Below are 25,037 nucleotides of genomic sequence, written 5' to 3' on the forward strand. Positions count from 1 at the left end.
TGCTGCGGTCGTGTCCCGGTCATGGCGTTATGGGGGACGATCGGACGGAAGCCGACAACGCCACGCCTCGTTGGCAAGGAGCCGGCGCTGCCGGTCGGCGATGGCAGGCCATCCGGAGCGTACCACGCTGAGGAGCGCAGCGTCGGCGGATGGACCTTCATCGCAAGCAAAATAGGCGCGAAGCCGTCCCTCGCAGTGGAAGCCGAGGCCGGTGTAGAGCTCGAGCGTACGCCGCAGGCGCCAATCCAGATGCACCTCGGCCCGCTCGACGGCGAGCACCTCGAAAGCATACCGCGTCATGAGATGCGCGACGTGGCTGATGAGCAGGACCTCGTCCAACCGTCCGCTGCTCCAGATCGGCGCAAGCGTCGCCCGCTTCTCGTCCGGCTCGAGCGCCGCGAATGCGGTGAGGCCGATGATGTCGCCTGACCCGGCGTCCTCGATCGCGAACGCGGCCGTGACGCTCGCGCAGCTCAGCGTGGCTGTCAGGCGCGTGGTCGCCGCCTGGCCGGAGCCGCCGCGATCGAGCTGCCGAAGCATGCCGGCGTCCCCGAGCGGCTTCACCCGCGCGATCTCGGAACCGTGGATCCTGGTCAGCAGGATGCGGTCGGTGGCCAAGGCGGCATGGCTGGCTGCGAATTGCATGCCCTATTGACGCATCGAACCAACATGCCGTCAAATGACCGGAATGGCAGTTCATATGCGGATTGGTCATGTCACTGAATCCGAGACACGTTGACCTGTTTCGCGAGGTCGTGCGTCACAACGGAATCACCAAGGCCGCCCTGAGCCTGCGGATCGGGCAGCCCTTCGTCAGTCGCGCCATCGCGCGGCTGGAGCGCGAGATCGGCTTCGCGCTGTTCGAACGCGGGCGCGGCGGCGTCACGCTGACGCCGGAAGGCGAGATATTCCTGCATGAGGTGGAGCGCAACCAGGCCGGGCTGGAGTATCTGGCGCGTGCGGCGCGCGGCATTCGCGCGCGGGGCAGCGGGACGCTGAGGATCGCCTGCCTTCCGGCATTCACCTATTCGTTGATGCCGCGGATCGTCAGCAACTTCTCCTGGAAGAACCCTGGCATCATGCTGTCGGTCGCCGTGCATAGCCCTGAACGGGTCTGGAGTCTGGTTGCTGCGGGCCAGTGCGATGTCGGGCTGGCGCGACCCCAGTCGGGTTTTGCAGCGGTCGACGACGAACTGCTGATGACGACCGACGCCATCTGCGTGCTGCCGCGTCAGCACCGGCTGCGGTCCAAGCGATTGATCATGCCAAAGGACCTGCACGGCGAGGCGATGATTGCGCCAGCCCCAGGCGCGCCGCATCGAACGCGCCTTCGAAGACGCCGGGGTCGTGGTCAGAACGGTGGCGGAGATTCAGTACAGCATGCAGCGCTGCGCTCTGGTTGCGCAGGGGCTGGGCTTCTCGATCGTCGATCCCGTCGTGGCGCGGGATTTTGCCAGCGCCCGGATCGTGCTCAAGCCGTTCACGCCGCGGCTGGAGATCACCACCGTGCTGCTGTTTCCATCGCAACGGCCGCGCAGCCGTCTTGCGCTCGAATTCTGCGACCTGCTTCGCGCCGAGACCGCGGAATACAGGAAGCCCCCCCGCGCTCCAGCCTGACCCGATCCGTGCCGCTTTGCCCTGATGCGGCGCTTCAGGCGAGCTTGGGTGGCCGTCAAGTCCATGAAGATGGAGATCAGCGTGCACGCGCCAAACGCGGTCAGGATTACGTCGGTGCCGGTGAAGCCCGGCCGGACACTGCATGCGGGCGACGTCGTGGCGTTGATCCGGCCGGGTTAGCGGGGCTGCGCAGCGGCGCTATTCTTTGGGATCGGTCGGTGGGACGAGCAGAGGGAGCGTCTCGACCTCCATCTCCAGCCGCTGCCAGCTGTGATAATCATACGCGCCATCCCAGCGATGGACCGGCCGGCAACAGGCCGTGCAGCGGAAGACTCCCTTCGCCGCAGTGCTGACCTGCACGGTCTGGTAGATGACGCTGCAGCCGGCGCAGGTAAACGCGACGGTGCTCGAACCTTCGGACTGCGGCGACGTCAACTCTGGACGGTCGCGGAAGGTGTTTGAAGCGGTGCTCCTTGCTGCGGGCGGGGGCGCGATTGGATTGGGAGGCACATCCGGCTCGAACGCGGTGTCGGTATGGGCCTCTATTGACGCGTTTTGCCTTAACACCCGATCGATCTTCATCCTTACGCGGCGAGCCGCCAGCAATCCCAAGACCGCCTGGACCGTTCCCGAGAAGTTGCGATCGCCGATGAAAAACGAGTAACGCCAAGTGCCCGCAGCCTCGGCTTCAATGATGAGGAAATGAATTGAACGATGAACGCCGCTCAGTTGGGCGCGTGTTTGGCGAACCACGACTTAACTCAAACGGCCAGTCGTTTCGGCGGCGAACGTCCCTTCCGCCGAATTTGCATGCTTGACCAAGCGCATTATAGGTTCGCCCTTGCGGGTCCAATTGGACGCCAACTGCCGTCGTTTCAAGGCAGAAATGGAACGGCGCGAAGCAATTGGCTAGATGATTTGCTTCCATGGCGTCTTGTGAACCTGGGTCATTTAATTGCGAGGTTTTGTCAGGCTGGATGCCTCGAACGGATGGCCTTGTTTGACATAGGTCAAAATACGGTGCTCGAAGCCGTCGACGTTTAGCGACGACATAGTCCGGTGCCAGATGAAGATCGCCAAACGCCTCGTAAGCGCCTCGCCATCGATACCGAGCTCTGCCGGGGGGGTAGCGCGTCTCGCATGCGCCCGAATGCGCGATGCACAAATTGAACTTGCTCCGATCGTGTCAGCCGCAGGCCTGACGATCAATGATGTTGAGGACCGCAAGTGCCGCATCGACGCGCGGGCGCAGATGAGACTGCTTGAGCTCGCGGCCAAGGAACTGCAGGACGACTGCTTCGGATTCCATCTGGCGCAGGGTTTTGAGATGGGGGAGATCGGGCTTCTGTATTACGTCATGGCCTCATCGGAGGATCTCGCCGACGCTCTGCAAAATGCGGGACGCTACTGCGCGATCAACAACGAAGGCGTGCGGCTGCGGATATCTCTGGCCCGCGGCTTCGCAATCGGATTCGAGTATGTCAACATCGACCGGTCGTCCGATCGCCACCACGCAGAATTTTGGCTGATTGCGCTTGTCCGTATTTGCCGAGCATTGACTGACGGCAGGTTGGTCCCAAGGCGAATTCAGTTGAAGCACTACAGGCGCGAAACGCCTCTGGAAGTGCGATCTCTTCTGGGTTGCGAGATCAAGTTTGCAGCGGATAGGGATGACCTCCTGTTTTCTTCGCAGATTGGTGCATTACCTGTCGTGGGGGCTGATCTGCACCTTAACAAGATGTTGCTTCAATATGCCGACGAGGCGCTAAGCCACCGGGCATCGGGACGGACCAGCGTGCGGTCTCGCGTTGAAGATCAGATCGCCCAGTTGCTTCCGCACGGCAAAGCCAATTCCGAGGCTATTGCGCGCCGTCTTGGTATGAGTCGGAGAACGCTCGCTCGGGCACTGTCGTCCGAGGGGGCGGGCTTTCTGAATGTTCTCGAGACGTTTCGAATCGGACTTGCGCGCCGCTACCTTGAAGAAGCGGAGCTGCCGATTTCTCAAATCGCATGGTTGCTGGGCTACAGCGAGGTCAGCTCGTTCACACATGCTTTCGTCCGCTGGACAGGCCTCACGCCCACGGCCTATCGTGATTCGAACGGCATTCGGTGATGGGCTGACACAAGCCCTCAAATCCCTGGCACAGAACAGCAAGACTTGGCGGGCCGTATTCCGCTAGGCGAGTGCCATGCGTTCAAGCTTCTTGTCTCGACTCGCGCTTCGCTGGCGCCGCACCAGGGTCGCGGTGTTCGGCTTTATGAGCAAAGACGACTGGCTGTTCCTGGCTTCGATAGTTTTGTTTCACAGTCTCTTGATTGCGCTGATCTGGGTCGTTTTCCTGAATTGACCCGGTGTCGCGACGCCGACATTTGTGGATTCCTTGAGACCACGGCGGCCCGGACGTCACCTCGCCTCAAACCTCCAGCCATTCCTCGCGGACGGCGGCGTTCGCCTTCAACTGCTCGGGGGTGCCTTCGAACACCACGCGGCCGTGGCCCATGATGTAGACGCGGTTCGAGATCTTCATCGCGATCGAGAGCTTCTGCTCGACCAGCAGGATGGCGACGCCGGCCTTGGCGATCCGCGCGATCAGCTCGCCGACCTGCTGCACGATCAGTGGCGCGAGGCCCTCGGTCGGTTCGTCGATCATCATCAATTCGGGATCGCCGAGCAGCGTGCGGCAGGTGGTCAGCATCTGCTTCTCGCCGCCCGAGAGCACGCCGGCCGGCGTGTCGGCGCGGCGGGCGAGGTTGGGGAACATGTCGAGCATCTCCTGCAGCCGCCACTTGCCGGGACGGCGCGGGTCCTTGATGCCGAGGATCAGGTTCTGGCGCACCGTCAGGCTCGGGAAGATGTCGCGATGCTCGGGCACGTAGCCGAGCCCGAGGCGGGCGATCTTGTGGCTCGGCAGGCCCGCGATGTCCTTGCCCTTGAAGCGGATGGTGCCTTGCGGCGGTACCTCGCCCATGATCGCCTTGACGGTGGTCGAGCGGCCGACGCCGTTGCGCCCGAGCAGGCTGACGACCTCGCCGGCGGCGATGTCGAGATCGACACCCTGAAGGATGTGGCTCTTGCCGTAATAGGCGTGGAGATTCCTGACCTCGAGCATCAGTCGACCTCCTCGCCGAGATAGGCTTCCTTGACCTTCGGATTGCCGCGGATTTCTTCCGGGGTGCCGGAGGCGATGATGTGGCCGTAGACCAAGACCGAGATGCGGTCGGCGAGGCCGAACACCACGCTCATGTCGTGCTCGACGATCACGAGCGTGCGTCCCTCGGTGAGGCGGCGGATCAGCGCGACGGCGCGCTCGGTCTCGGCGTGGCTCATGCCCGCGGTCGGTTCGTCCAGCATGATGACGCTGGCGCCGCCCGCGATCGTGATGCCGATCTCGAGCTCGCGCTGCTCGGCATAGGTGAGCAGGCCCGCCGGCACGTCGCGGCGATGGCTGAGATGGATGTCGTCGAGTATCTGCGCGGTGCGCTGCTTCACCTCGGCCAGGTTGTCGACGTTCTTCCAAAACGCGTAGCGGTGGCCGGTCGCCCACAGCACGGCGCAGCGGACGTTCTCCCACACCGTCATGCGGGCGAACACGTTGGTGACCTGGAACGAGCGCGACAGGCCGCGCCGGTTGATCTCGAACGGCCGCAGCCCCGAGGTGACCTCGCCGTTCAGCCGGATCTCGCCGGAGGTCGGCTTGATGTGGCCGCTGATCAGGTTGAACGTCGTCGACTTGCCGGCGCCGTTCGGGCCGATGATGGCGTGACGCTCGCCCTTGGCGACGCTCAAATTGAGGTCGCGGATGATGGCGACATTGCCGAAGCTCTTCTCGACGGCGTTGACTTGGATGGCAGCGGTCATGCCAGATACCCCCGATCACGAGCCACCGTCGCGGCACGATCCCAGGCTTCCGCAACGCGCCGCCAGGTGATGCGCGCGACCAGGAAGCCGCCGACGACGAGAATCGCCGCAGTTGCCCAGGTTGTCGGCGCGGTGGCGGCGAAGGGAATGCCGAGCAGATTGATGGCGTCGCCGCCGGAGAAGCGCGCGACGGTCTCGATGCTGAGGATGATGCCGAGCGCCAGCGCCAGCGTCGGGATCGCCGCGACCAGATAGGACGGGATCACGGTGCCGAGCGTGCCGGCGCGGATCAGCGGACGGTGCTTCATCAAGATGCCGGCGATGCCACCCGGCGCGAACATCACGATGGCGATGAAGATGATGCCGAAATAGAGCTGCCAGACCGAGGTAACGTTGGTCAGCCCGAGCTGCAGATACGTCACCAGGATGGCGCCGAGGATCGGACCGAAGAAATAGGCGGTGCCACCAATGAAGGCTGCGAACAGCACCAGGCCCGACTGCGTCGCGCCGAGATAGGCCGAGTTGGCGATCTCGAAATTGATCGCGGCGAGGCCGCCGGCGATGCCGGCGAAGAAGCCGGCGAACATGTAGGCGAGATAGCGCACCACATGCGGATCGTAGCCGATGAACTCGACGCGCTCCGGATTGTCGCGCACCGCGTTGCAGATGCGCCCGAGCGGCGTGCGGGTCAGCGCGTACATCGCGATCGCCGAGACCATCACCCAGAACGCGATCAGGTAGTAGACCTGAATCTGCGGCCCGAAGGTCCAGCCGAAAAGCGGCATCAGCGAGGTGCGGTCGGTGGTGATGCCGGATTCGCCGCCGAACACGCTGCGCAGGATCAGCGACGACGAGGCGACCAGCTCGCCGATGCCGAGCGAGATCATCGCAAACACGGTGCCGGCGCGCTTGGTCATGACCCAGCCGACCACCAGAGCAAAGGCCATGCCGCCGATGCCGCCGACCAGCGGGATCACCGGCAGCGGGACCGGCCAGTTGTGACTCGCGACGGCGTTCATGGCGTGGACGGCGAGGAAGCCGCCGAGGCCGTACTGCACGGCATGTCCGAACGACAATAGCCCGGTCTGGCCGAGCAGGATGTTGTAGGACAGCGCGAAGATGATCGCGATGCCGATCAGGCTGAACGAGGTCAGCGAGCCACCGGACGAGAACACCAGCGGCAGCACGACGAGCGCGGCCGCTGCGATCAGCCAGACGCCATAGAAGCTCAGGGCGCCGCCGGACTCTTGCTTGGCCGCGGCGCGAGCGGGGGTCACAGCGTTCGTCATGACTCGCGCGTCCCCAGCAGGCCCATGGGGCGGAAGATCAGGACCAGCACCAGCAGCAGATAGGGCAGGATCGGCGCGATCTGCGCGATCGTGACGTTCCAGATATCGGTGAGGGGCGAGGCGCCGAGGCTCGGATCGAGCGGCCCGAACACGCTGGCGAGCGAACCATTGAGCGCGACCGCAAAGGTCTGGATCAGCCCGATCAGGAGCGATGCGATGAAGGCGCCGGGCAGCGAGCCGAGGCCGCCGAACACGATGACGACGAACAGGATCGGGCCGAGCAGCGCGGCCATGTCGGACTGCGTCACCAGCGAGGGACCGGCGATCACGCCGGCGAGACCCGCGAGCGCGCTGCCGACGCCGAACACCAGCATGAAGACGCGGCCGACATTGTGGCCGAGATGGCCGACCATGCTCGGATGGGTCAGCGCGGCCTGCACGATGAGGCCGACCCGCGTCCGCTTCAGCGTGACCAGGAGCGCGATGAAGATCACGACCGAGACCACCAGCATGAAGATCTTGTAGGCGGGGTAGTTGGTGGAGAACACGGTGAAGGCCGGAAAGTCGAGTGCCGCCGGGACCCGATAGTCGACCGGGCTCTTGCCCCAGATCATCGAGACGATTTCCTCGATGGCGAAGGCGAGACCGAAGGTCAGCAGCAGTTCGGCGACATGGCCGTGCTTGTGGGTGTTGCGCAGGCCGTAACGCTCGACGCCCATGCCGACCACGCCGACCAGCAATGGTGCGATCACCAGCGCCGGCCAGAAGCCGATCCAGCGGGTGAGCTGAAAGCCGAAGAACGCGCCCAGCATGTAGAAGCTCGCATGCGCGAAGTTGAGCACGCCCATCATGCTGAAGATGACGGTGAGCCCGCTGGACAGCAGAAACAACAGCATGCCGAACAGGACGCCGTTGAGCGTCGAGATGACGATGAGCTCAGCCACGGCGCACCCGCTTGAGACTGGAACGGTTCACGTGATCAATAACCTGTCGGTGAAATGAACTACGGCACCACCACGCTGCCGGAAGGCGAACGCCTCCGCAACCCTGTGGTCGCGGAGGCGCTTTCCAGCGGCCGATCAGGGCCGCTTCATGTTGCAGGTGGTCGGAAGCATCGTCTGATCGGTGTCGATCTTGGAGACGGGGTGCCAACCCCAGCCGGTGTTCTCTTCGTCGAACGGCTCCTTGGCCTTGTCGCCCAACGTTCCGAACGAGGAGATGATGATCGGCTGGAAGAACTGGTGGTCGTCCTTGCGCATGAAGCCGTCGCCGCCGTCGAACACTTCGAACTTCATGCCCTCGAGTGCAGCCGCGACTTTCACCGGATCGATCGAATTGGCCTTTTCGGCGGCGGCCTTGAACATCCGCATCTCATTGACGGCGCGCGGATACCACACGGAAATGCCGGTCTTGGCGCGGAAGTCCTTCTCGAAATCCATCGCCGCCTTGTTGCCGGAGTTGGGGATGCCCTCGCTGATCTGGAACACCTGGTGGTCGAGACCGGTCTGCTTGATCGCGGTCGGTCCACCGGCGCCACCGGCATAATAGGTGTACCAGTTGACCTTGAGGCCGGCATCGGCCGCGGCCTTCAGCAGCAGCGCGAAGTCCTGGCCCCAATTGCCGGTCACGACCGTGTCGGCGCCGGACGCCTTGATCTTGGCGATGTAGGGCGAGAAGTCGGTGACCTTGAGCATCGGATGCAATTCGTCGCCGACGATCTGGATATCCGGCCGCTTTTCGCCCAGCATCTTGCGCGCTTCTGATCGCACCGACTGGCCGAACGAGTAGTCCATGTTGATCAGATAGACCTTCTTGATCGACGGCTGGCCCTTCATGTAGTTGGTCAGCGCGGCCATCTTGATGTCCGAGTTCGCATCCCAGCGGAAATGCCAGTAGCTGCACTTCTCGTTGGTCATGCTCGGATCGACCGCGGCGTAGTTGAAGTAGAGCACTTCCTTGCCGGGATTGCGCGAATTGTTCTTGGTGACGAAATCTTCCAGCGCCGCACCGACCGACGAGCCGTTGCCCTGGGTGATGTAGTGGATGCCGGCGTCGACCGCCTTCTGCGCCTGCACCAGGCTTTCCTGCGGATTGGTCTTGTTGTCGAGCGGGACGATTTCGACCTTGTGGCCGAGGATGCCGCCCTTGGCGTTCAATTCGTCGGCGAGGTACTGAAACGTCTTCAGGCCGCCTTCGCCAACGCTGGCGCCGCCGCCGGAGAGCGGATCGATATAGCCGATCTTGATGGTTTCCTGCGCGGACGCCGCGCCTCCCAACACCGTCAGCGCTGCCGCGGCGGCAACGATCAGCTTATGCATCCTGCGTTCCTCCCTTGCTCATGTTTCTGATTGATCTTGAATGATCGAGGCCGTCTCATAACCCCAATTGCCGCGCCTTCGCAACTTTCGCTTTGAATATGGTGTCAAGTTTTAGCGGAAGGTAGTATGATGTTATAGGCTATATGCCTTCGGAATCGGTCGCTGTTTTGAATTGCAGGTAAACTTTTGGATGAGGCCTGCGCCCGTTCGGTGGTTCATTTGGAACTGACGTTGTCCGCGGCCCGACTCCAACCTCCCCTTGAAAAGGGGAGGTTGCTTCGCTCGCGAGAGCGAAGCGGGTGGGGATCGGCTCTCTCCGCGTACAGCGTAGCCTGCGGCTGGACCCCCATCCCGACCTTCCCCCTTTCAGGGGGAAGGCGAAAATTGGGGATTGCTTCCGTGGGGATGGATCTACGCCGGATGCCGGCGCGGCTTGAGCCCCGAGAGAAACAACCGCGCGAAATGATCGGCGATCTCTGCTGGAGACCAGTCGCGCCTGGTCTTGAACCAGATCGGATACCAATGGCCCATTCCGGTCAGAATACGCTCCGCGAAGTAGGTATCGATGCGGCGGAAGCGACCCTCGTCGATCCAGCGCTGATAGCTGTCCTGGTCCTGCCGGATCGTCGCCAGCACCTGACTGACATAGGCCTTCCGGTCGACGTCGTTGAGATAGTTGATGTTGTGGTAGGTCGCCTTCGGGCCGCAGGGCGTGTCGTGCAGCATCAACAGCAAGCGGATCCTCTGCACGATGTGATCGAACGCGCCGAGGCGCTGGTCCTGCAGGTGCTCGCGAATGCTGATCTCGCCGGCGAGCCCGCGTCGCAGGCAAGCCAGCAACAGGCTCTCCTTTTCGCTGAAGTGATAGTAGATGCCGGCGCGGGTCATGCCTGCATCGACAGCGATGCTCTCGAGCGATGTGCCCGATGCGCCCCTGCGGTTGAAGCTGTCGGAAGCAATCGAAAGCATCCTGTCGAACTTCGCGGCCCGCTTGTTCAACGCCGCGCGAGACGCCAGGAATGGGGCAAGGCTGAGCGGTTCGGGCATTTCGGGAACCGCGATCTCGCGCCGGTAAACCCCGTGCGTGATGATGTCATCGATGGCATCGATCGCCTGCTGGCGCGTGTAGTAGTCGCGTTCGGACAGCCAGAACGGCACCCAGTCCAGGATGGAGATGAGCGCCACCGCCGTGAGCAGCGGTTCGTCGCAGGCGATCGAGCCGTCCGCTACGCCCCGATCCAGAATTTCCGCAAGCCGCGCGGCATTCTGCCAGCGCTTGGCGTGGACTTCGCTGCTGTAGGGCGCAGCAAGCGCATCGATATCGGTGAACAGGATCATGCGCTGGGCTTCGGACCGCAGCCTGCCGCGCACAAAGCGCCTGACGATCTCGAGCCCATCGATACCGGGTTCGGCCGCCGTTTCAATCTCATACCGATAGATCGCTAGTCCCCGCAGATAGCAGTGGAAGATCAGATCTTCCTTGTCGCGGAAATAGTGGTACAGCGCGCCCGGCACGGCCTGCACGGACGCCGCGACCTGCTCCATCGTCACGTTCGCGTAGGAGTGGCGGGCAAACAGCCGGGAAGCTGAAAGGAGGATTTCTTCAGCCCGATCCGTCGGGTCGGCGGCGACTTGCAAGCTCGAATGCCCTTCCTGATCGCGGAACGAAAATCCGTACGCGAGATAATCCCCTTGGCAGCAGGTTGTCGATCTGCGATAGACATTGGTATACCATACACCAGCGGCTTTTGGAGAGAGCATGGCGCGCAACATTCTGATCCTTGGGGCTTCCTACGGCTCCCTGCTGGGGACCAAGCTTCTGATGGCGGGGCACAACGTGTCCCTGGTGTGCCGGAAGAACACTGCGGACCTGATCAACCGCGACGGCACCGAGGTGCGCATCAAGCTGCGTGACGAGAAGGAGCATCGCTCGATCTTCTCGCGCGACCTGCCGGGCAAGCTCGACGCCGTCACGCCCGCCGATGTCGACGTATCGCGTTACGACATGGTTGGGCTGGCGATGCAGGAGCCGCAATACACCAACCACACCGTTCGCGTGCTGATGATCAAGATCGCGGCGGCGAAGCTGCCCTGCCTGTCGATCATGAACATGCCGCCGCTGCCGTATCTGAAGCGGATCCCCGCGCTCGCCGGCATGGACCTCGAGGAGGCCTACACCAACGCCCAGGTCTGGGAGCGCTTCGAGCCGGGACTGGTGACGCTGTGCTCGCCGGATCCGCAGGCGTTCCGTCCGCCGGAGGAGAAGGCGAATGTGCTGCATGTCGGCCTGCCGACCAATTTCAAGGCCTCCGTTTTCGCCGACGAGAAGCACAACAAGGTGCTGCGCGAGCTCGAAGCCGACATCGACGCGGTGACGCTCGACGGCCAGGACGTTCCGGTGAAGCTGAAAGTCTTCGATTCGCTGTTCGTGCCGCTGGCGAAATGGTCGATGCTGCTGACCGGCAACTATCGCTGCATCACGCCATCGGAGCCGCAATCGATCCGCGACGCCGTGCACGGCGACCTCAAGCGCTCGCAGGCGATCTATGATCATGTTGACGCGATCGCGCGGAAGCTCGGCGCCGATCCGGCCGATCAGGTGCCGTTCGCGAAATACGCCAAGGCGGCGGAAAGCCTGCTCAAGCCGTCATCGGCGGCCCGCGCGGTCGCCGCCGGCGCACCGTTCATCGAGCGCGTCGATCTGCTGGTGAAGCTGATCTCGCATCAGCTCGGCACGCCGAGCGCCGAGATCGACCGCACCGTCGAGACCGTCGACCAGAAGCTGAACGAGAAGATCGTGCAGGGCGGCTCGGGCGCTGAGTAGCAGAGCGCGCGTTGGCGGGGGCGGGGCGGGAGCGCCCTCGCCATGCATCGGCGATCAGCAAAGCCTGCGATCGCGGCTGCCGAACGCATGGCTCGACCTGCCCAGGTGAGGTAGGCTCGCGCAGTTGCGGTTGGGAGCCACGGACATGCCGATCAAATCGCTGCCTCTCCTTGCAATCTACGGCCACCTGGACCGCGCGCGCGATATCATGCGCGCCTGGCAACCGCTCGACCAGCTTTCCCCCGACGACGCCGAGATCGTCGTGAAGGCGATCGCCGAGGGCATCGCGCGCGGGCGCCGGCACGGGCTGGAAATGGAACAGTGCGGTCTGGCCGCGTAAGTTACACGCTGAGCATTCTGATAGCGCCAGCACGTGGGGTGAGCACGTCGAAGAGGGTGGGGAGCCCGGGCGAGATGATCGAATGCGCGTCGCTATCGCAACACCTATGTCGTGTCTGGTTCAAGACTCTGCCGAAAGAGACCGCCGTATGGTACCCCTCTCCCCAACCCTCTCCCGCAAGGGCAGGGCAATCGCATATGGCTCGGAGATGCAGCCCGAAACTGAATCGGATCGCGAACGAAGTGGAATCGAATGCAGAACGATTCTGCCCGTTTCTTTCGGAACAACCGAATTTTTTGCCATAGGCGATCGCCCTGCCCGCAAGGGGGGAGGGAGCCCTTCCGCCGGTGGTTCTCTTACGGGGAATCAGTCGCCCTCAAAGCGACTGCTAGCTCTGCTGCTTCACGGCCAGAATCGTCACCGCGCGTGTCTGGTGGCTCGGCGTCTGGAAATCGATCGTCTGACCGACTGAAAGCCCGATCAACGCGGCGCCGACCGGCGTCAGCACCGAAATGCGCCGCAGCGCGATGTCGGCCTCATGCGGGTACACCAGCACGACCTCCCTGACGTCGCCGGTCTCGTCGTCGCGGTAGCGCACGCGCGCGCCCATGCGGACCACGTCGGGCAATTCGGAATCGTCGGCGACGACCCGGGCCCGATCGGTCTCGCGGGCAAGGAACTGGGCCACGCGCGGAAACACCGCCATGCTGGAATCGGCCAGCGCGCTGAGGCGATGCGCCTCGCTCGCGGTGATGACGATCGGCGGCAATGCAGGAGCGGTAAAGTCGTTCTGAATGGTTCGGGTCATGTCGGTTGATCTTTGCAGTTGATCGCACGCGCGGCGACGCCTGCGCGCGGATGTCTCGCGCGATGCGACGGGCCGAATGATTTTGATGACGTTATGATTTTGACGGTGTCGAGAATCCGGACGGCGCGCGATCGCCGGCCGGCTAATTGCCTGCGTGCAGACGTCCAGCGCGCAAACCGAGGCGCGCAATTCGGGTGTCGATGCTCAACATGTCGATCATGGCACCGTCAACATAGCCGCTCGCGACGCTGCATCCATTGCGGCGAAAGCGCGCACGCGCCGCGCCGTCCCCGAACAGGCTCTGCTCAGGGCTGGCCGATGCCGGTTAGGCCGAGCACCGCACCGGCGGCGAGCGCGAGCAGCGGATGGATGCGGGTGGTGGTGGTGGCGATCGCGACCATTGCCGCGATCAGGATGGTGCCCGAGCTCGAGGCGGAGGCTTGGGTGATGACGATGGCGCTGGCGGTGACGAGGCCGGCGGTGACCGGTACGAGCCCGGCCTGCACTGTGCGGCGCCACGGCCGGTCCTTGAAGCGTTCCCAGAGCCGAAGCGCGAAGCCGGTGACGAGCGACGACGGCCCGAACTTGGCGAGCGAGGTCACCAGTACGCCCGGGAAGCCGGCGACATGCCAGCCGACCAGCGGGACGACCATCATGTTCGGTCCCGGTGCGGCCTGCGCCAGCGCGAACAGCGCGCCGAATTCCTGCGCCGTCATCCAGTGATGAATGTCGACCACCTGGCGCTGCATCTCCGGCAGGATGGTGTTGCCGCCGCCGAAGGCGAGCAGCGAGAGCTCGGCGAAAATCAGTGCGAGCGTGACCAGGGTTGCGGTCATGACGCCTGCCTCGATCGCAGGACGATGCTGAGCGGCGCGAGCGTCAATAGCGTCGGCAGCAGCGGCAATCTGAACACCGCGATCGCCAGCACGCAGAGCGCGCCGATGACGAGGCCGAGCCCGTCGCGGCGCAACGGCCAGGCGATCTTGATCGCGGTGGAGATCAGGAGCCCGGCTGCCGCCGCGGCGAGGCCGCCGAACAGATGGCGCACCACCGGATCGTCGGCGAAGCGGCCATAGATCACGCCGAGGCCGATCACGACCGCGGTCGGCACCGCGATCAGGCCCAGGATCGAAGCGATGGCGCCGGGGATGCCGCGAAACTTCAGCCCGACCGCCACCGACATGTTGATGATGTTGCCGCCGGGCAGGAACTGGCAGAGCCCGAGCAAATCGGTGAACTCGGCGCCGGTCAGCCAGCGGCGCTTCTCCACCATCATGTGGCGCGCCAGCGGCAGCACGCCGCCGAAACCGGTCAGTCCGAGAATGAAGAAGCCCGTGAACAACTCGCCGACATCAGGTGCGTCATGCTTGGCGGTTTGTGCGGCGGGTATGGCGTCCATCGGCGGGGCGGCTCCGGTTCGTTCTTGAACTGACTTTAGTTGGCGGCGAGCCAAATATCCAATATATGGATACGGGAATTTGCATATCTATTGGATATGGATCGCCTGATGATCGAGCTGCGCCATCTCCGCTATGCCGTCGCGGTCGCCGAGGAAGGCCACATCACCCGCGCCGCCGCGCGGCTCGGCATCCAGCAGCCGCCACTGAGCCAGCAGATCCGCGCGCTGGAAGCCGCGATCGGGGCGCCGCTGTTTCGCCGGCAGCCGCGCGGGGTCGAGCTGACCGCCGCCGGCCGTGCCTTCGTCGGCAAGGCGCGCGCGATCCTGCGCGACACGGAGCTTGCCGTGGAAGCCGCGCGCCGCGCGAGCCGCGGCCAAGAGGGCCAGCTCGCGATCGGCTTCACCTCGTCGGCCGCCTTCCATCCCTTCGTCACCGGCGTGATGCGCGAAATGCGCGAGCGCGCGCCGGCGATCACGCTCTCGCTGGAAGAGGCCTCGACCGGCGAGCTGATCGAAGCCGTCGAGGCCGACCGGCTCGATGCCGCATTCGTGCGTTCGCCGAGCGAGCGGCTGGAGAATCTCACGATCACGCATCTGCTCGACGAGGAGATGCTGGTCGCGTTGCCTGACCATCATCCGCGCGCCCGCAAGGACACGCGCCGGCGGATTTCGCTGGCCTCGCTCGCCGACGAGCCGCTGATCCTCTACCGCCGTCCGACCGGGCCGGGTCTCTACGACAGCATCATCGCCGCCTGCCGCGCGGCGGGCTTCAGCCCGAAAGTGGCGCAGGAGGCGACGCGGATGGTGTCGACTCTGAGCCTCGTCGCGGCGGGGCTCGGCATTTCGATCGTGCCGGAATCGATGGCGCGGCTGGAGACCGCGGGCGTGTCCTATCTCCACCTCGACCGCGCCACCGGCCTGGTCGCGCCGCTCGCGCTGGCCCGCAAGAAGGGCCCCGCCGCCGGCACGCTCGGCCGCCTGCTCGGGATCGTGACGCGGCGGGTGAAGGACCGGGCGGCCGTTTGAGGCAGTGTCGCGCGACGTAGCCGGGCGTCAGCGCAGGCCCCGCGGATGGCGTGGAATGTGGGAAGTTTGGCGAACGCGCGCGTCCGGGCGCGGCTAGATAGCTCCCATCGAACCCTGATGCCGGTGCGTCGATCGCAACAGCTCAGTTGCGTCCTGCGGCCTCGGGTTCAATCACCACAGTGAAAGGCAGTTCAATGGTACGTTTTCCCGTCCATACGCTCGACTCCGCACCGGAAGCCTCAAGGCCCGCCCTGCGTGACGTCGAGGCGCGGTTTGGCATGATCCCGAACCTTGCGGCGACGATGGCGACCTCGCCGGTGCTGATCCAGAGCTTCATCGGCATCTTCGACAAGGTTCACGGCGGCAGCTTCACCGAGCAGCAGATCCAGACCGTGTTGCTCACCGATGCAGTGACCAATGGCTGCACCTGGGCGGTCGCACTCCATTCCGCGCTCGGCCTGCAGGCCGGTCTTGCTCAGGCTGACGTCGACGCGATGCGTGCTGGCCGCTCGCCTGCCGACAAGACCCTCGGCGCACTCTCGACGCTGGCGAGATCGCTGATCGAAAAGCGCGGGCGGCTCGACGACGAGGAGATCGAACGATTCCTGGCAGCCGGATTCTACAAGGACCTCGTGCTTGAAGTGATTACCATCGTGGCGGCATCGACCATCACCAACTACACCGGCAGCGTGACCAACCCACCGCTGGAGCCCGCGTTGCAGGCGCATGCCTGGAATGGTTGAGCCGATCTCAACTCCGCGTCAATCGCTGCGCGCTGGCTGCAAGGCCGGCGTGCGTCTCTCCTCGGCGATGCAGGACCAGGCTAACGCGCAAATCTGGCGCGGTAATCCTGTGGCGTGGTCGACAGCACGCGCAGGAAGCTGCGGCGCATCGTCTCCTCGGAGCCGAAGCCGCAGCGCTGCGAGATTCGCTTGACCGGCAGGCGCGTCTCCGAGAGCAGGTGCCGGGCGCCCTCGACCCGCAATCGCTCGATCGCACGGGCCGGCGTCAACCCGGTTGCATCAGCGTAGTGCCGGCTGAAGCTGCGTTCGCTCATGCCGGCCTGTTTCGCCAAAGTCGAAAGCGAGAGGTCGTCGGCCAGATGGCCGCTGATCCAGTCATGCAGCGCGCCGAACCTGTCGTCGGTCGTTTGCAGCGACAGGATTTCGCTGAATTGCGCCTGTCCGCCCGGCCGCTTGAAGAACACCACGAGATAGCGGGCGACGGCAAGCGCCGCCGCGCGGCCGAGGTCTTCCTCCAGCAGTGCGAGCGCGAGATCGATGCCGGACGTGACGCCGGCCGACGTCCAGAACGATCCGTCGCGAACGAAGATCGGATCGGACTCGACACGAACAGCGGGAAAGCGCTCTGCGAGTTCCGAACAGAATTGCCAGTGCGTCGCGGCTCGACGGCCATCGAGAACGCCCGATGCGGCGAGCAGGAACGCACCGGTGCAGACCGATGCGGTGCGGCGGGCTTGCCCGGCGCGTCCGCGCACCCAGTCCACCAGGACGCGATCGGCCGCCGCTGCGTTGACGCCGTCGCCGCCCGGAATCACCAGCGTGTCGACCGCAGTGCTGACGGCGGGCAGCGGGTGCACAGCGAGCCCGACGCCGGCCGATGCTTCGATCGTGGGCCCATCCTTGCGACGACGCGGACCTGATAAGGCTCGGCATTGCCTGCCCTGGCCGCCAGCGCGTTGGCGGATGCGAACACCTGCAATGGCCCGGTGACGTCGAGTAGTTGCACCGCCGGATAAGCCAGCACTTCGATCAGGCGGCGATCTTTTGGCGAGAAACGTGGGCTGGTTGGCGTCATCGCCGAAACGTGCCGCGCTAGATTCGCTTTGTCCATAGTGCAGGGAAAGTTCAAGCGAAGTTTGAGGTAAGTTCGATGATTGCTCATGATGTCCACTTGCGGATCGGATCACTGCTGTTCGAAGGCGTCGATCAAATCGATTTGACCGGGCCGTTCGAGGTGCTGTCGCGGATTCCGAATTCGACCTACCGGATCTACGGCAAGACCGCCGAGCCCGTCCGCGACATCAAGGGATTGCGGCTGACACCGGATGCCACGCTGGCCGATGCGCCGCCGCTCGACGTGCTGCATGTGCCGGGCGGCTTCGGTCAGCAAGCCTTGATGGAGGACGCCGAAGTGCTCGGCTGGATCAGCCGGCAGGCGGCGGGGGCATGCCGCATCTTCTCGGTTTGCACGGGCGCGCTGATCTGCGGAGCGGCCGGCCTTCTGAAGGGGCGCAGGGCGACGACACATTGGGCGTCGTTTCATCTGCTGCCGTTCTTCGGCGCTACGCCGGTGAACGAACGCGTGGTGGTGGACGGAAGCTTTGTCTTTACCGCCGGAGTCACGGCAGGCATCGATGGAGCGTTGCGGCTCGCGGCCGAATTGCGCGGCGACGATGCCGCGCGCGCGATCCAGCTCTATATGGTGTATGCGCCGGAGCCGCCGTTCGACTGCGGCACGCCGGAGACCGCGCCACCCGAGATCCTGCAGCAGTCGCGTGAGGCCGTGCGCGCGATCACGGCGCAGCGGGAGGAAACCGCACGCCGCGTGGCAGCCAGGCTGGGTGTCGTGGTGCAGGGAGATTGAGCCCGGACTAGTTACCCGGCTCGAAGCTGCAGTCGGCGCCGCCGCCAGCCTTGTCCTTGATCACCTTTGGATCGAGCGTGCAGGACAGTTTCGACAGCGCCTCGTAGATCGTGCCGGCGGCGCCGTCGGAAGGTACGCCGGCCAGCGCCGCGGTCGCGTAGATCGCGTTGGCTTCGCTGCCCTTCACCGTGTGGGTCCTGCTGCCGAAGCTCAGCGCGCAGGAGCGCGAGGTGATGTCGACATTGCTGGCGCGGCAGACGACCTTGTCGGCCGTGACGGTGATCTTCCCGGTGGCGCGAACATTGCTGTTGCCGCCAAAGAACGCGGCGACCGCCTTCTTCTCCTTGGCCGGCAGCGGCGAATAGGGCGCCACCACGCCGGCGAGCGCCAGCGCGACCGAGCCGGACGTGGTCGCAGGCGCGGCCCACGCGGCGGTTGAGGCCAGCGACAATGAACATGCGAGGATCGCCAATCGGCCAAGCCTCATTCCAAGTCTCATTCCCGTCTCCTGTATCTGCGCTTTCCGCGGCGCGGAATCGCTAGCACGCCTTGCGGCCTGAACGGGTGATGCCGTTCACACGCGGTTCCGCAACTTCGCGTGAGGGCGGTGCGCGCATGGGGCAGGGCGGCCCCGCGCGGATCGGCTTGCGCGATCGTGCCGTTGGCGTCACAGTCCGCTCCGCGGCAGCGATGCCGCCAACAACCAAGACAAGAAGTTCAGTCCGAGGAACGGAACATCTAGGGAGCATCATGGCGGCCACGCGCATCGACTGCGACATCCATCCCGCGGTGGGAGGAACGCGCACCACGCTGCTGCCTTATCTCAGCGATCATTGGAAGGAACAGGTGGTCAGCCGCGCCATCGACGGGCTTGACCTCAATTCCTATCCGCCGTCGATGCCGTTGTCCGGCCGCGCCGACTGGCGGCCGGCCGACGGCCGCAAGCCCGGCAGCGATCTCGCCATGGTGCAGCGCGGCGCGTTCGACCAACTCGGCGCCAGCCACGCCATCTGCAACGTCGTCTACGGCGCGCAGGCGGTGTTCGATCCCTACATGGCGGCGGCCTTCTGCAAGGCGATCAACGACTGGATCGCGGCGGAGTGGCTTGCCAGGGACACGCGGCTGCGCGCCTCGATCGTTGTGCCGATCCAGGCACCGGATCTCGCAGTCGAGGAGATCGAGCGCCGCGCCGGCGATCATCGCTTCGTTTCGGTGCTGGTGCCCTCGCAAGGCGAGATGCTGCTCGGGCGGCGGCACTACTGGCCGATCTATCAGGCCGCGGAGAAGCACAGACTGCCGATCGCGATCCACGCCGGCAGCGCCTACCGCGGCGCGCCGAGCTCGATCGGCTGGCCGTCCTATCGCTACGAATATTATCTCGCCGAAGCGCAGGCGTTCCAGGCGCAGACATTGAGCCTGATCTATGAGGGCGTGTTCGGGAAGTATCCGGGATTGACTGTCGTGCTGATGGAGTCGGGCGTCAGCTGGTTGCCGGCCTTCATGTGGCGCGCCAACAAGACCTGGCGCGGCGTGCGTGTCGAGGTGCCGTGGGTGGAGCGCGAGCCGGCCGCGATCATCCGCGACCATTTCCGCGTCACCATGCAGCCGTTCGACGCGCCGATGAATGCAACAAGCGTTGCCGATATCATCGACCAGATCGGCTCCGACAGGATGTTCCTGTTCGCATCCGACTATCCGCACTGGCAGTTCGACGGCGACGACCCGATCCCGCCGCATCTGCCTGATAGCCTCGTCAAGCGGATGTGCGAAGACAATCCGATCGAAACGTTCCCGCGTCTGAAGCTCGACGCTTGACTTGGAGGAGGATCGCATGAGTGACGTCATCGACCGCCCGATGCTCGACCAGGAGACCACCGCTGCGACGCGGCTCAAGATCATCGATTGCGACATCCATCCGAGCATTCATGCGCATAGCGACCTCAACGAATTCCTGCCGAAGCGCTGGCAGCAGCATCTCAAGGAATATGGCAGCCATCTGCGTACGCCCTATATCGGCACTACGCCGTATCCGCGCTCCTCTCCCTTGATCGCGCGGCGCGATGCCTGGCCGCCGACCGGCGGCGTGCCGGGCTCCGATCTCGATTTCATGCGCAAGCAGCATCTCGACCCCTTCGATGTCGAGTTCGGCATCCTGCAGGTGCTCGACCTCTTCATCTTCTCGCAGCAGAATCTGGAATTCGGCGCTGCGATCCAGCGCGCCATCAACGACTGGCAACTCGCCTTCTGGGCGCACCGCGATCCCAGGCTTAAGGCCTCGATCCTGGTCGGGCAGGACGGCTCCGACCTTGGCCTCGCCGAGATCGAGCGCTGCGCGAAGACCGGCGAATACATCCAGATCAACGTCTCGCCGCGGGCCAACGAACCGCTCGGCCGCCGCCGCTACTGGCCGATCTATCAACGCGCGCAAGAGCTCGATCTGCCGCTCGGCATCCATGTCGGCGGATATGGCGGGCATGCGCCGACCGGCGGCGGCTGGCCGTCCTATTATTGCGAGGAGCATCAGTCGAACGCGCACACGGTGGCCTCGAACCTCACGAGCCTTGTGCTCGAGGGCGTTCCGGAACGTTTCCCGAAACTGAAGATCGTGTTCATCGAGGGCGGCTTCGGCTGGATTCCCGCGACGATGTGGCGGATGGATCAGCATTTCGAGCGCTTCCGCAGCGAAGTGCCACATCTGAAGCGCAAGCCGAGCGAATATGTGAAGGAGCATTTCTGGTTCACGACCCAGCCGATCGACGAGCCGGATGAGGCGAAGCACCTGCGCCAGCTGATCGAATGGGTCGGGATCGACCGGCTGCTGTTCTCGTCGGACTATCCGCATTGGGACTATGACGACGCGCGCTACGCTTTCAAGACGCCGCTGACGGACGCCGAGCGACGCAAGATCTTCAACAGCAATGCCCGCGCGGTCTACAAGTTCTGACTCTTGTTCTGACGCGTTTTCTTCACGCGAACCGGAAGTCCACTTCGCTTGAAAACGCCATGAGGCTTCATGACCCGTCACATCGTCGCGCGCACCAGTGAGATTCCTGCCGGCGGCAACAAGGTGTTCGGCCTCGAGGGCCGCGACATCGTCGTGTTCCACGTCAATGGCGAGTTCTTCGCGCTGCTCAATCGCTGTCCGCACGAGGGCGCGCCGCTGGAGAAGGCGGCCTGCGTGGCGCGCCTGACCTCGCCGGAGCCCGGCATCTATCAGCGCGACCGTGTCGGCGAGATGCTGCGTTGTCCGTGGCACGGCTGGGAATTCGACATGCGCAACGGCCAGTCCTGGTTCGATCCCAAGCGGTTCAGGATCCGCTCCTATCCGGTCGCGGTCGAAAGCGGCGCCGAGCTGCAGAAGGGGCCGTATGTCGCCGAGACGTTTCCGGTGCACATCGAGGACAATTACGTGATCGTCGAGGTCTGACGAGCTCCGTCGCAGAACCCGGCCATAAGGGCGCTATTGCGATATCTGCAATAATGAAGTGCTGTGACCGGTAATTATAATAGTCCCTGCAATGGGCCACCTTGAGGTCGCGGTCGGGATCACCCCGCCCACGGCATCAGGAACGGCACCATGAAGCTTTATCACTTTGCTCTCTCCGGCCACGCGCACCGCGCACGTCTGTTCATGTCCCTGCTGGGCATTCCGCACGAGCTGGTCGACGTCGACCTCCGGTCCGGGGCGCAGAAGACGCCGGAGTTTCTCGCGCTCAATCCGTTCGGCCAGGTGCCGGTGCTGGACGATGACGGCACCATCGTTTGTGACTCCAATGCGATCCTCGTCTATCTCGCGACGAAGCTCGGCCGCACCGACTGGCTGCCACAGGATGCGAAGGGCGCGGCCATGGTGCAGCGCTGGCTGTCGGTCGCGGCCGGCGATCTCGCGTTCGGGCCCGCCGCGGCGCGGCTGATCACGGTGTTCGGCGCGAAGTTCAATCCGGACGACGTGATCGCTCGCGCCCATGTGCTGCTGAAGCGGCTCGAAGCCCATCTCGCCGATCGCGACTGGCTGGTCGGCGCGCAGCCGACGATCGCCGATGTGGCGCTGTACAGCTATCTGTCGAGCGCGCCCGAAGGCAACGTCGATCTCTCTGCCTACCCGCGCGTCAACGCGTTCCTGCGCCGGATCGAGGCGCTGCCGGGCTTCGTGCCTTTTGCGAAGACTGCCGCCGGTCTGGCCGCGGCTGCGTGACATGTCGATCGGGGCGTGCCCGCGGGCGCGCCCGTCCAACCCCGACAGGGAGGGCGACGCAATGAGCGACAGGCGAACCAAGAGCAAGCTCGCGACCTGGCACGCCGGCGAGATGGCGATCCAGCGGAAGGTTGGTGTCGCCGAGAAGATGGCGGCGGTCGGCCAGCGCGCGGTGCGGGATTTCATGCCCGACCAACATCGCGATTTCTTCGCGCAGATTCCCTTCGTCGTGGTCGGCAGCGTGGACCGGAGCGGTGACGTGTGGGCCTCGTTGCTGGCCGGCCGGCTCGGCTTCATCGTCTCGCCGACGCCGCGCAGCCTCGAGATCGATGCGCAGCCTGACGCCAGCGATCCCGCCGGCGAGGGCATGCGCGAGGGCGATGCGATCGGACTATTGGGAATCGAATTGCACACGCGGCGTCGCAACCGTGCGAACGGGCTGCTCCGTGCGTCGTCGGGCAACGCGCTCAGCTTCGAACTCGACCAGAGTTTCGGCAATTGTCCGCAATATATTCAGCTGCGCGATTTCACCTTCGTGCGCGAGCCGGACGCAGCTTTCACCGGAGAGGTCGAGCAGGACACGACGCTCGATCAGGCCGCGCGCGACACGATCGCGGCGGCGGATACGTTCTTCGTGGCGTCCTATACCGAGCGCGAGGACCGTCGTCAGGTCGACGTCTCGCATCGTGGCGGCAGAGCGGGTTTCGTCCGCGTCGCCGCCGACGGCACGTTGACGATCCCCGATTTCGCCGGCAACCTGTTCTTCAACACGCTCGGCAACATCCTCGTCAACGGCAAGGCGGGGTTGATGTTCGTCGATTTCGAAACCGGCGACATGCTGCAACTGACGGGCGATGCCGAGGTGATCCTGGACTCGCCGGAGATCGCGGCGTTTCAGGGCGCCGAGCGGCTGTGGAGTTTTCGTGCCCGTCGCATGGTGCGCAGGCGCGGCGCGCTGCCGCTGCGCTGGGCGCTCCGGGCCGATGGCTGGTCGCCGAATGCACTGATGACCGGCGACTGGGCGCAGGCCGCCGACCGGCTCCGCGCCGCCGAGCGCGCCTCGCGGTGGCGCCCGTTCAAGGTCACTGGGATCGTCGACGAGAGCCGTTCGATCCGCTCGTTTCATCTGCAGCCGGACGATGGCGCAGGGCTGCTGCCGCATCAGGCCGGACAGCATCTGCCGATCCGCCTCGCATTGCCTGGATCCGACAAGCCGGTCATTCGCACCTACACGCTCTCGGTCGCGCCGTCGGATGGCATGTACCGCATCAGCGTGAGGCGCGACGGCGTGGTGTCGCGGCATCTGCATGACAATATCCGTGTGGGCGACATCATCGAGGCGCGCGCGCCGGGTGGCGGCTTCACGATCGACGCGCGCGAGAAGCGGCCGGCGGTGCTGCTCGCCGGCGGCGTCGGCATCACGCCGATGCTCGCGATGCTGCGCCACGTGGTCTATGAAGGGCTGCGCACCCGCGGCATCCGGCCGGCCTTCCTGTTCCAGGCCGCGCATGCCAAGGCGGACCGCGCGTTCGGCGACGAATTGCAGCAACTGGTTGATGCCGCAGGCGGCGCAGTCCGGATCATCCGCGTCCTCAGTGACGTCGATGGCGCCGGGCAGGGCACGGACTACGACGCCGTCGGGCGGATCGACATGGCGCTGCTGTCGCGCGTCCTGCCGTTCAACGATTACGATTTCTATTTGTGCGGACCGCCGCAGTTCACGCAATCACTCTATGACGCCCTGCGCGGCTACAACACTGCCGATGGCAGGATTCACGCCGAGGCGTTTGGTCCATCGTCACTGGTGCGGAAGCCGGACGTGGCCACGACGGCGCCGCCGCGCCGGCCGCCTGCGACCACGCCGGTTCCGGTCGCTTTCACCGCATCGATGAAGGAAGCGCGCTGGACGCCGGAGTCGGGAACGCTACTCGAACTGGCGGAGGAGCGCGGCCTCAGCCCCGCGTTCAGTTGCCGGGAAGGCAATTGCGGAAGCTGTCGAACCCGATTGCTGGCAGGCGCCGTAACCTATCTGAATGAGCCCACCGCGGAGGTGGCTGACGACGAGGTGCTGATCTGCTGCGCGGTGCCGGCGAAACCGGATGGCGAAGGCGAGGACCCGATACAGCTCGCGCTCTGACCGGCGCAACTATGCGAGCAGGCTCATCACCTGGTCGATCACGGCCTTGACCCGCTTCGAATCCGGCCTTTGGTGCGCGAGCGCCAGCAGTCCGGCATGCACCACCATGATGGTGTGCGCGGTCGTGTCGGGATCAAAACCCTTCCTGAACTGGGCGCGGTCGGCGCGCAGCCGCGCGCGCAACAGCTCTTCGAGCCGCCGGTTGTAGCGTTCGATGCTCTTGCGGAGTTCGGCCTGATCGAGCGAGCCGTCGATCGCGGAATTGATCGACAGGCAGCCGCGCTGTCCTTTCTCGCCCGAGCAGTAGGGGATGAAGCCGGTCAGCCACTGCTTGATGGCTTCGCGGGCCGGCCCCGGCTGTGCAAGCACGCGCTCGGCCCAGCCGAGGATACCGTCGTGATAGCGGTCCAGCACCTTGAGGAACAACGCGTTCTTGTCGCCGAACGCCGCATAGAGACTGGGCTTCGCGACGCCGCTCGCCGCCGTGATCTCGTCGAGCGAGGTCGCCTGAAAACCCTTCTGCCAGAACACCTGACGGGCGATTTCCAGGACGTCATCCGGATCGAAGCTGCGCGGCCTTGCCATATCGCTCTTTTATGTACTCCCGCGTCGGATGTG

Annotated in this window: 26 protein-coding genes and 2 pseudogenes; 14 read left to right on the forward strand and 14 right to left on the reverse strand. The window is 64.6% G+C overall.

What is annotated here, in order from left to right:
• Positions 1–27: 27 nt before the first annotated feature.
• The gene (locus HAP47_RS08140; protein WP_173638690.1) at positions 28–645 is read right to left on the reverse strand and encodes a GNAT family N-acetyltransferase; all 618 of its coding nucleotides are present in this window, start codon (positions 643–645) and stop codon (positions 28–30) included.
• A 68-nt stretch (positions 646–713) separates the two neighbouring features.
• Here HAP47_RS08140 and HAP47_RS08145 point away from each other — a divergent pair.
• Together HAP47_RS08145 and HAP47_RS08150 are read left to right on the forward strand one after the other, a co-directional pair.
• Positions 714–1,617, forward strand: a pseudogene (locus tag HAP47_RS08145) (LysR family transcriptional regulator).
• Positions 1,618–1,665: 48 nt separating this feature from the next.
• A complete protein-coding gene (locus HAP47_RS08150; RefSeq protein ID WP_173638689.1) occupies positions 1,666–1,797 on the forward strand; it encodes a biotin/lipoyl-containing protein in 132 nt (43 codons plus the stop codon).
• A gap of 18 nt (positions 1,798–1,815) precedes the next feature.
• On the opposite strand, the gene HAP47_RS08155 is transcribed toward HAP47_RS08150, so the two are convergent.
• Positions 1,816–2,370: a hypothetical protein gene (locus HAP47_RS08155; RefSeq protein WP_173638688.1), complete on the reverse strand. Its 555-nt coding sequence runs from the start codon at positions 2,368–2,370 to the stop codon at positions 1,816–1,818.
• Positions 2,371–2,767: 397 nt separating this feature from the next.
• Between HAP47_RS08155 and HAP47_RS08160 the strand changes: the two genes are divergently transcribed.
• Positions 2,768–3,730 carry an AraC family transcriptional regulator gene (locus HAP47_RS08160; RefSeq protein WP_210285249.1) on the forward strand — a complete coding sequence of 321 codons (963 nt, stop codon included), beginning with the start codon at positions 2,768–2,770 and terminating at the stop codon, positions 3,728–3,730.
• Positions 3,731–3,806: 76 nt separating this feature from the next.
• The gene (locus tag HAP47_RS08165; protein WP_173638687.1) at positions 3,807–3,965 is read left to right on the forward strand and encodes a hypothetical protein; all 159 of its coding nucleotides are present in this window, start codon (positions 3,807–3,809) and stop codon (positions 3,963–3,965) included.
• Between the two features lie 66 nt (positions 3,966–4,031).
• Here HAP47_RS08165 and HAP47_RS08170 read toward each other — a convergent pair whose 3' ends face one another.
• The 6 genes from HAP47_RS08170 to HAP47_RS08195 form a co-directional block, all read right to left on the reverse strand.
• Positions 4,032–4,727, reverse strand: coding sequence for an ABC transporter ATP-binding protein (locus HAP47_RS08170; RefSeq protein ID WP_173638686.1), 696 nt, complete (start codon positions 4,725–4,727; stop codon positions 4,032–4,034).
• Positions 4,727–5,476, reverse strand: coding sequence for an ABC transporter ATP-binding protein (locus tag HAP47_RS08175; protein ID WP_173638685.1), 750 nt, complete (start codon positions 5,474–5,476; stop codon positions 4,727–4,729). The genes HAP47_RS08170 and HAP47_RS08175 overlap by 1 nt, the downstream gene beginning before the upstream one ends.
• Positions 5,473–6,765 carry a branched-chain amino acid ABC transporter permease gene (locus tag HAP47_RS08180; protein WP_173638684.1) on the reverse strand — a complete coding sequence of 431 codons (1,293 nt, stop codon included), beginning with the start codon at positions 6,763–6,765 and terminating at the stop codon, positions 5,473–5,475. The genes HAP47_RS08175 and HAP47_RS08180 overlap by 4 nt, the downstream gene beginning before the upstream one ends.
• The gene (locus tag HAP47_RS08185) at positions 6,762–7,709 is read right to left on the reverse strand and encodes a branched-chain amino acid ABC transporter permease (protein WP_173638683.1); all 948 of its coding nucleotides are present in this window, start codon (positions 7,707–7,709) and stop codon (positions 6,762–6,764) included. Before HAP47_RS08185 ends, HAP47_RS08180 begins: the two co-directional genes overlap by 4 nt.
• 135 nt (positions 7,710–7,844) lie before the next feature.
• Entirely contained in the window at positions 7,845–9,083 is a 1,239-nt protein-coding gene (locus HAP47_RS08190; RefSeq protein WP_173638682.1) for a branched-chain amino acid ABC transporter substrate-binding protein, read from the reverse strand.
• Positions 9,084–9,494: 411 nt separating this feature from the next.
• Entirely contained in the window at positions 9,495–10,628 is a 1,134-nt protein-coding gene (locus tag HAP47_RS08195; protein WP_173638681.1) for a TetR family transcriptional regulator, read from the reverse strand.
• A gap of 214 nt (positions 10,629–10,842) precedes the next feature.
• Between HAP47_RS08195 and HAP47_RS08200 the strand changes: the two genes are divergently transcribed.
• Positions 10,843–11,907, forward strand: a complete 1,065-nt coding sequence (locus tag HAP47_RS08200) for a ketopantoate reductase family protein (RefSeq protein ID WP_173638680.1) — start codon at positions 10,843–10,845, stop codon at positions 11,905–11,907.
• A gap of 145 nt (positions 11,908–12,052) precedes the next feature.
• Complete coding sequence (locus tag HAP47_RS08205) at positions 12,053–12,247, forward strand: hypothetical protein (protein WP_173638679.1); 195 nt, start codon at positions 12,053–12,055, stop codon at positions 12,245–12,247.
• 388 nt (positions 12,248–12,635) lie between these two features.
• On the opposite strand, the gene rnk is transcribed toward HAP47_RS08205, so the two are convergent.
• From rnk to HAP47_RS08220, 3 genes are all read right to left on the reverse strand, one after another.
• Positions 12,636–13,055, reverse strand: a complete 420-nt coding sequence (gene rnk, locus HAP47_RS08210) for a nucleoside diphosphate kinase regulator (RefSeq protein WP_231168803.1) — start codon at positions 13,053–13,055, stop codon at positions 12,636–12,638.
• Between the two features lie 305 nt (positions 13,056–13,360).
• Positions 13,361–13,891: a chromate transporter gene (locus tag HAP47_RS08215; RefSeq protein WP_173638678.1), complete on the reverse strand. Its 531-nt coding sequence runs from the start codon at positions 13,889–13,891 to the stop codon at positions 13,361–13,363.
• A complete protein-coding gene (locus tag HAP47_RS08220) occupies positions 13,888–14,454 on the reverse strand; it encodes a chromate transporter (RefSeq protein WP_173638677.1) in 567 nt (188 codons plus the stop codon). The genes HAP47_RS08215 and HAP47_RS08220 overlap by 4 nt, the downstream gene beginning before the upstream one ends.
• Positions 14,455–14,565: 111 nt before the next feature.
• Between HAP47_RS08220 and HAP47_RS08225 the strand changes: the two genes are divergently transcribed.
• Positions 14,566–15,480, forward strand: a complete 915-nt coding sequence (locus HAP47_RS08225) for a LysR family transcriptional regulator (protein WP_371821802.1) — start codon at positions 14,566–14,568, stop codon at positions 15,478–15,480.
• 194 nt (positions 15,481–15,674) lie between these two features.
• Positions 15,675–16,223, forward strand: a complete 549-nt coding sequence (locus HAP47_RS08230; protein ID WP_173638675.1) for a carboxymuconolactone decarboxylase family protein — start codon at positions 15,675–15,677, stop codon at positions 16,221–16,223.
• Between the two features lie 80 nt (positions 16,224–16,303).
• On the opposite strand, the pseudogene HAP47_RS08235 reads toward HAP47_RS08230, so the two are convergent.
• A pseudogene (locus tag HAP47_RS08235) lies at positions 16,304–17,298 on the reverse strand (GlxA family transcriptional regulator).
• A 75-nt stretch (positions 17,299–17,373) separates the two neighbouring features.
• Here HAP47_RS08235 and HAP47_RS08240 point away from each other — a divergent pair.
• Positions 17,374–18,087, forward strand: coding sequence for a DJ-1/PfpI family protein (locus HAP47_RS08240; protein WP_173638674.1), 714 nt, complete (start codon positions 17,374–17,376; stop codon positions 18,085–18,087).
• Between the two features lie 7 nt (positions 18,088–18,094).
• Here HAP47_RS08240 and HAP47_RS08245 read toward each other — a convergent pair whose 3' ends face one another.
• Entirely contained in the window at positions 18,095–18,586 is a 492-nt protein-coding gene (locus HAP47_RS08245) for a hypothetical protein (RefSeq protein WP_231168804.1), read from the reverse strand.
• Positions 18,587–18,837: 251 nt separating this feature from the next.
• Here HAP47_RS08245 and HAP47_RS08250 point away from each other — a divergent pair, with 251 nt between their 5' ends.
• From HAP47_RS08250 to HAP47_RS08270, 5 genes are all read left to right on the forward strand, one after another.
• On the forward strand, positions 18,838–19,902 hold the full coding sequence (locus tag HAP47_RS08250) for an amidohydrolase family protein (protein ID WP_173638673.1): 1,065 nt from the start codon (positions 18,838–18,840) through the stop codon (positions 19,900–19,902).
• Positions 19,903–19,918: 16 nt separating this feature from the next.
• Complete coding sequence (locus HAP47_RS08255) at positions 19,919–21,031, forward strand: amidohydrolase family protein (protein ID WP_173638672.1); 1,113 nt, start codon at positions 19,919–19,921, stop codon at positions 21,029–21,031.
• A gap of 69 nt (positions 21,032–21,100) precedes the next feature.
• Positions 21,101–21,514: a Rieske (2Fe-2S) protein gene (locus HAP47_RS08260; RefSeq protein ID WP_173638671.1), complete on the forward strand. Its 414-nt coding sequence runs from the start codon at positions 21,101–21,103 to the stop codon at positions 21,512–21,514.
• Between the two features lie 150 nt (positions 21,515–21,664).
• Complete coding sequence (locus HAP47_RS08265) at positions 21,665–22,282, forward strand: glutathione S-transferase family protein (RefSeq protein WP_173638670.1); 618 nt, start codon at positions 21,665–21,667, stop codon at positions 22,280–22,282.
• Between the two features lie 61 nt (positions 22,283–22,343).
• On the forward strand, positions 22,344–24,419 hold the full coding sequence (locus HAP47_RS08270) for a 2Fe-2S iron-sulfur cluster-binding protein (RefSeq protein ID WP_173638669.1): 2,076 nt from the start codon (positions 22,344–22,346) through the stop codon (positions 24,417–24,419).
• Positions 24,420–24,428: 9 nt separating this feature from the next.
• On the opposite strand, the gene HAP47_RS08275 is transcribed toward HAP47_RS08270, so the two are convergent.
• The gene (locus HAP47_RS08275; RefSeq protein WP_173638668.1) at positions 24,429–25,004 is read right to left on the reverse strand and encodes a TetR/AcrR family transcriptional regulator; all 576 of its coding nucleotides are present in this window, start codon (positions 25,002–25,004) and stop codon (positions 24,429–24,431) included.
• Between the last annotated feature and the right edge of the window lie 33 nt (positions 25,005–25,037).

Source organism: Bradyrhizobium sp. 41S5, assembly GCF_011516665.3.
Taxonomy (GTDB): Bacteria; Pseudomonadota; Alphaproteobacteria; order Rhizobiales; family Xanthobacteraceae; genus Bradyrhizobium; species Bradyrhizobium quebecense.